The sequence below is a fragment of the Winslowiella iniecta genome (assembly GCF_001267535.1).
Lineage (GTDB): Bacteria > Pseudomonadota > Gammaproteobacteria > Enterobacterales > Enterobacteriaceae > Erwinia > Erwinia iniecta.
In genome coordinates, this window is record NZ_JRXE01000040.1 from 21902 (window position 1) to 28492 (window position 6591).

Genomic DNA, 6591 nt, shown 5'->3' on the forward strand with positions numbered 1-6591 from the left:
AAAAACTTATTCCTTACCAGCGTGAGTAATCAGCCAGCAGTTATGAATTTGACGGTTGCGGGCAAAATCCTGCGACTGGGTTTTGGCCGTAATTTCTTGCGCATTCAGACCCAGCGACGCCAGTCCCTGATGGTCCATTTTGAATCCGCGTTTATTGTTGGAGAACATAATGGTGCCGCCTTTGCGTAACAGACGCTTCAGATCGGTCATCAGCGCCAGATGGTCGCGCTGCACATCAAAGCTCTCTTCCATACGTTTGGAGTTGGAGAAGGTCGGCGGATCGATAAAGATCAAATCGAACTGCTCCTGGCTTTCGCGCAGCCAGCTCAGGCAATCCGCCTGCATCAGACGGTGCTGACGTCCGGTCAGGCCGTTCAGGCGCAGGTTACGCTCTGCCCACTCCAGATAAGTACGGGACATATCCACGGTGGTAGTGCTGCGCGCGCCGCCGAGTCCGGCATGCACGCTGGCGCTGCCGGTGTAAGCAAACAGGTTAAGGAAGTCCTTACCTTTACTCATCTGGCCAAGCATCTTACGCGCCACACGGTGGTCGAGGAACAGACCGGTATCGAGATAGTCAGTCAGGTTGACCCACAATCTGGCATTAAATTCCGAGACTTCGAAGAAATCGCCCTTTTCACCCAGTTTCTGATACTGGCTTTTGCCCTTCTGCTTCTCACGCGTTTTCATCACCAGCTTGTTTGCCGGCAGATTAAGCACGCTTAAGGTGGCAGAAATCACGTCGAACAGGCGCTGACGGGCTTTATTCGGATCGATGGTTTTCGGCGGCGCATACTCCTGCACCACCACCCAGTCACCGTAACGGTCGACTGCCACGTTGTAATCCGGCAGGTCGGCATCATAAATACGGTAGCATTCGATGCCTTCCTGTTTCGCCCATTTTTCCAGTTTCTTCAGATTCTTACGCAGACGGTTGGCGTAATCTTCAGCAATCTGCCCCACCGCGTTGGGCGAGCTGCTGACGGCCAGCTGATAGTTTTTCTGCACACAGTCCAGCGGGCCATTTTTCGCTTTGAACTGGCGATCGGCGCGCAGTTGCAGGCAGCTTAACAGCTCCGGTGAAGCGCTGAACAGTGACAAATTCCAGCCGCCAAAGTGGCTTTTCATAATGCGGCCCAGCTGAGAGTGCAGCGCAATCAGCGCCGGTTCGCTCTCGAGGCGCTCGCCGTACGGCGGGTTGCTCAGCACGGTACCGGTCGGCCCTTCCGGTAACGGATTGGTCAGCTTCAACACATCCTGCACGTTAAAGCTGATAATATCGGCCAGTCCGGCACGACGGGCGTTGGCCCGCGCGCGCTCCATCACCCGTGAATCATTATCGTAACCATAGAAACGGGAAGTAGTTTCCTGCAGGCCGCGACGTGCACGAACCTGCGCTTCACTGGTCACTTCGCGCCACAGTTCTTCATTATGTTTGTTCCAGCCGAGGAAACCCCAGTGAGCACGATGCAGGCCTGGCGCACGATCGCTGGCAATCATCGCCGCTTCAATCAGCAGCGTCCCGGAACCACACATCGGATCGAGCAGCGGCGTACCTGGCTGCCAGCCGGAACGCAGCACGATCGACGCCGCGAGGTTCTCTTTTAACGGTGCCTGACCGGTCTGTTGACGGTAGCCGCGCTGATGCAGGCCATCGCCACTCAGATCGAGTGCAATGCTGGCAGTCTCTTTATTCAGCCAGACGTTAACGCGAATATCGGGCTGCTCGCGATCAACATTCGGACGCGGCAGGTTTTTACGCGTAAAGCTGTCCACGATGGCGTCTTTAACTTTCAGCGCGCCGAACTGGCTGTTGCGGATCACCTCATTGGTACCGCTGAAATGGACGGCGAAAGTTTTATCGCTGTCGAACATCGCGGTCCAGTCGATCACCTGCGCACCAATATAAAGATCGAGATCGCTGTAGACACCGCACTCGGTTAACGGCAGCAGAATGCGCGACGCCAGTCGACTCCACATCAGGCTTTGATAGAGTAAACGATCGTCTCCCTGGAAATGTACGCCGCCCTGGACGACCTGACAGTCTTGCGCACCCAGCGCTTCCAGTTCACTTTTTAATAGCTCTTCGAGCCCACGCGCCGTACTGGCAAACAGAGAATTCATATCGTCACTTACTGTCCTGAGAAAATTGTTGCGCATTATAGCTAATCACAGACGCATGTCATAAAGTTAGCTTCTTTTCGTCCGACGATTTATCCGGTTTTAGCCGATTTTCGCCTCAGACTACCCGATCAAGCATGGAGAGCCCCATGATTACCTTGTCGCGCCTGTTTATTCACCCGGTCAAGTCGATGCGCGGCTTGCAGCTGTCGCACGCCCAGGCGCTGGAGAGCGGTCTGGCATTTGACCGCGTTTTTATGATTACCGAGCCGGATGGCACTTTTATTACTGCACGCCAGTTTCCGGAAATTGTGCTGTTTACCCCGGCACTGACCCTTGATGGCCTGTATCTGCAAGCGCCGGATGGCAGCAGCGCCAGCATTCGCTTTGCCGATTTCGCCGCTGAATCAGCGCCGACACAGGTATGGGGCAACCATTTTACCGCACTGATCGCGCCGGAAACGATCAATAACTGGTTAAGCGGCTTCTTTCCGCGTCCGGTGCAGTTGCGCTGGGTCGGGCCGGAAATGACCCGCCGGGTGAAAAAGCACCCGCAGATCCCGCTCGGTTTCGCCGACGGCTTTCCCTTCCTGTTAGTCAATGACGCCTCACTGTTCGATCTGCAACAGCGCTGCCCGGCCAGCGTAAAACTGGAGCAGTTCCGCCCCAATCTGGTGGTCAGCGGTGCCAGCGCCTGGGCCGAAGACGGCTGGTCGGTGGTGCGCATCGGTGATATTACCTTTGATGTACCGAAACCTTGCAGCCGCTGCGTCTTTACCACCATCAGCCCGGATCGTGGCCGTAAACATCCCACTGGTGAACCGCTGGCCACATTACAAAAATTCCGTAGTGCCGGCGATGACAGTGGCGATGTCGACTTTGGCCTCAATCTGACCGCCCGCAACAGCGGCGTAATCCGCGTTGGCGATCGGCTGGAAATTCTGCAAACCAGGGCACCGCGCAGCTATGGAACCGGTCAGATAGTGGAAACGCTGGCTGTCGAACAACAGGCGGCAGCGGCAATCACCATTGGATATCAGGGCGGGCAGTTCAGCGGTAATAATCAGCAAGTACTGCTGGAACAGTTAGAGATGCAGGGCCATCGTATCCCCTACTCTTGTCGCGCCGGGATTTGTGGCAGCTGCAAAATGACGCTGGTTTCCGGGGAAGTAAAAGCCTTGAAGCAGAGTGCTATTCGTGATGACGGCACTATTCTGGCGTGTAGCTGTATTCCTGCGGGGGATATTGAACTGGCTTAAGGGTGAAATGCCGGGTAAGCTCTGAGTAGCATCTTGTGGGATACCGGGCACGCTGGAGCTGAACCTGTCCGGCAAGTGGCTGCGCGAAGCGGGGTTTGAGACGGGTCAGGCGGTGACGGTCAGGAGTGAGGCCGGTTGTCTGAACCTGAGCACGGGCGGGTAAAAGTAAAAAATCCGGAAGGATCTTCATGATCGTTTCCGGCTTTTCTATCATAGAATCAGATCTTGCAAATATCTCATTACACGCTTATCCAAAGGATATTTCAGTGCCTGATCAAAATAAGCGATTCTTTTATATTCTTCTTCTGTTACAGGTATATCGCCTTCGCATAAATAATCGCATAAGGTTTCGAGTGCTAATGGCACCTCACTCAATCCTATGTAATTCAGGGCAAATTTCAAATTTGTCTCAGAAAGACGATCATTAAAGCACATGCCAAATTCATTTAATTCTTCACCAATCGACATCATCTGGCCTCCGGTTAAGAAGGGATAAGTCCACTATCAGGAAATGCCGTTATCTCTCATAGCAGCGGTGCCAGCCCTATTTTTCGGGTATGTAACCTTAACAACGGCCACCGGATGAGTATAAAGCCCTTGTAAGCGGAGGCCGTCAGCCCGACAACCCTTAAAAAAAGAGCCGGGGAAATTGGTGGTTCTTTCCCGGCGCATAATCAAAGTACATGGACCATTAATTTCTTACCAAGATTATCTGAATCCAACTCCATAATGTCAGATAATTTCATTATTAAATAAAAGGTGTCGTAATTGATATTTTTATTTTCCTCAATAATAATGTCAATTATAGTGTCCAGAGCCAAGCCATATTCATTATATTTAATAAATTCAAAAACCTCATCAAGTCCTGAGGATGTAAATCACACCCTCAATAAATTCATTAACTCAGAAAAATTAATTTCTATTTCTTGATGTTTAGTATTCATCAACGAGGATTCCTGAGGACGTTTGTTGGAAAGCCTGATATAATATCACCATTCTTTTCCTGAATTACTCTTATATCAATGCTGTCTCGAGTTCCATTTGTTACCGTTCTTCCTCCGCGTCCTGTCGTATATACCAGTAAATAATCTGTAGCTATATCTGAAACTTCATGCATTATTCTGCATCAGACCATCCAACAGGGAATTCACTTTTACCCGGGTGTCCTGTTCCGGAACGCTGACCGCCACCAGTAGCATCGCCATCTAAAATATGTCTACGTCGTTGAGGACTGGCAAGATCTACATAATCATTCGAACTAGTTTCCAGACAACCACTTAATCCAAGTGGATCGATCCAGATTAACGGGTTTTTGACGTACGTGTAGAGGTTTAGCCGCCTTTTAGTCCTGTCGGATCCGGCTGCGTAAACCTCCCCATAACCGGATCATGGTAGTTAACGCAGCGTTACCGTGCATCAACACGCCAACGCCCCTAATCACAGGCAACTTAACAGGACTTGATCATTTCTGAACACAATTGTATTTCAGAATAAGTAATTTCCAAAGCGCAGCGACAGTACATCGTCGGATGTGTACCGAATTGGAGTGATATCAGTACACTGAATATTAATTTAGAAAGGTAAATGGCTGCGTAAAGCGGGATTTGAGACAGGCTGCATAGTGAACGTCTGGGTTGAGGCGGGTTGTCTGATCCTGACCACAGGCGGCTAAAAGTAAAAAAACGGAAGGATCACAGGGACCTTTTCCGGCTTAATAGTAGTTTATTAATAACGAGGAGGTTCGCAAAGCAATAACAATATCGATGCATTTTCACCATAAGAAATGCATCTTCCATTTATTGCTTGTATCGATAAAAAAAAATCGTGCCTAATGTCGCTGGAAACTGAATTTATATTCATGACTTCAAGTAGTATACATTCATCTTGTTCTATATGAACATTTGTCATCCCATCCTCTGGGAAACGTAAACTAGTGAGGCAATCAATAAAAGCATGAAAATTCCTTCCATAAAAATCCGGAAAACCAAATAACAAATTCATTTCATGATGAAAGTCATTAATAGTTTTCACTTTAGAAAAATCAATGGATAATTTTATCATTTTCATTATTTCCACCCTCCAAGAACTATTTCTATGAAAGATTCGTAATGATCATGACTATAGTATGCTTTGTCTATCTTCGTATCGACAACAATACGTCTTGTACCACGATTCCCTACCCCCGGTGTTTTAACTGTCCATTCCTGATAAGGGCCGCCTCCCGTATTAAGGCGCTGACTATTAGAAAAGATTCTAAAGTCATTTTCAAATGTAGCACCATCTCGTAAATACGCTGATTGCCTTAATTTAATATTATCTATTGCTCTATGTAATTCTCTCATATCTTTTGGCGCCATATCATAACCCCATTTATCTCTTATAGCTGCGTGAGCTTCTTTGGGGTTACTGGCTGTATGGGAACATTTAAGTCCCAGCGGATCAACCCAAGTAAGAGGGGTTGGAGCGTAAGCATACTGGTTCAGCCCACCCCGTAACCCCACCGGATCCGGCTGCGTAAACCTCCCCATCACCGGATCATAATAGCGAAAAAGATTGTAGTGCAGCCCCGTTTCCCTGTCCAGATACTGACCCTGGAAACGCAGGTTCTGCGGCACCGCCAGCCGGCTTCCGCCGCTTTCATATTCCGTTTCGCCCCAGCTGCTGAACCGGCCGCGCCAGACCACGTCGCCCTCTTCGTCAGTCAGCCGCTCCGGCAGCCCGTTCAGGTCGGTGTGATACCAGAACGTCTGCTGGCTGTCACCGTCGATATCCACCCGCGCCAGCGGCTCCCGACTCCCTTCGCCATACAGATACTGCACGCGGTGATCGGGCGAGCGGCTGCTCTGTTCGCCCACCATCTGCAGCCCCTGCCAGTGGAAGGTCATTATTTCCGCATCCGGCTCGTCGTGGCGATGCAGAATTTTATGCGTGCGCCGCCCCAGCGCATCATAGCGGTACTGCACGCGGCTGAACGCCCGGTGCCCGCTCAGCCGCACCTCGCTGAGCTGATGCTCCGCGTTATAGCTGAAGTACTGCTCCGCGGCCCCCCGCGCCGCCCTGCGCCAGGCCAGGCGGCCAAAACCGTCATACTCCTGACGCGCACCTTTCAGCCTGCGCAGCAGGTTGTGCCATACCACCTGCCCGCGGGTGTCGGTGCGGTTGCCCGCCGGATCATAACTAAAACGCTCTTCGCGGCCCGCCGCGATGCGCT

Annotated in this window: 7 protein-coding genes and 1 pseudogene; 3 read left to right on the forward strand and 5 right to left on the reverse strand. The window is 50.9% G+C overall.

Going from position 1 to position 6591, the window contains the following annotated elements:
• Positions 1–6: 6 nt before the first annotated feature.
• A complete protein-coding gene (gene rlmKL / locus NG42_RS20495; RefSeq protein WP_052902699.1) occupies positions 7–2124 on the reverse strand; it encodes a bifunctional 23S rRNA (guanine(2069)-N(7))-methyltransferase RlmK/23S rRNA (guanine(2445)-N(2))-methyltransferase RlmL in 2118 nt (705 codons plus the stop codon).
• A 146-nt stretch (positions 2125–2270) separates the two neighbouring features.
• Here rlmKL and NG42_RS20500 point away from each other — a divergent pair, with 146 nt between their 5' ends.
• Positions 2271–3380, forward strand: a complete 1110-nt coding sequence (locus tag NG42_RS20500) for a YcbX family protein (RefSeq protein ID WP_052902701.1) — start codon at positions 2271–2273, stop codon at positions 3378–3380.
• Positions 3381–3444: 64 nt separating this feature from the next.
• Positions 3445–3543 (forward strand): SymE family type I addiction module toxin, encoded by a 99-nt coding sequence (locus NG42_RS22305; protein WP_277619537.1) that lies wholly within the window; start codon positions 3445–3447, stop codon positions 3541–3543.
• Positions 3544–3590: 47 nt separating this feature from the next.
• Here NG42_RS22305 and NG42_RS20505 read toward each other — a convergent pair whose 3' ends face one another.
• Positions 3591–3851, reverse strand: coding sequence for a MafI family immunity protein (locus NG42_RS20505; RefSeq protein ID WP_052902704.1), 261 nt, complete (start codon positions 3849–3851; stop codon positions 3591–3593).
• A gap of 203 nt (positions 3852–4054) precedes the next feature.
• Positions 4055–4237 (reverse strand): annotated as a pseudogene (locus NG42_RS23925) (MafI family immunity protein); the annotation flags it as partial.
• 731 nt (positions 4238–4968) lie between these two features.
• Here NG42_RS23925 and NG42_RS23930 point away from each other — a divergent pair.
• Positions 4969–5052, forward strand: coding sequence for a SymE family type I addiction module toxin (locus tag NG42_RS23930; RefSeq protein ID WP_072133292.1), 84 nt, complete (start codon positions 4969–4971; stop codon positions 5050–5052).
• A 53-nt stretch (positions 5053–5105) separates the two neighbouring features.
• Here NG42_RS23930 and NG42_RS22315 read toward each other — a convergent pair whose 3' ends face one another.
• Together NG42_RS22315 and NG42_RS20510 are read right to left on the reverse strand one after the other, a co-directional pair.
• Positions 5106–5447 carry a barstar family protein gene (locus NG42_RS22315; protein ID WP_072133290.1) on the reverse strand — a complete coding sequence of 114 codons (342 nt, stop codon included), beginning with the start codon at positions 5445–5447 and terminating at the stop codon, positions 5106–5108.
• Positions 5447–6591: RHS repeat-associated core domain-containing protein (locus NG42_RS20510; RefSeq protein WP_241488391.1), on the reverse strand; the 1145-nt coding region annotated here is incomplete at its 5' end. The genes NG42_RS20510 and NG42_RS22315, both read right to left, overlap by 1 nt.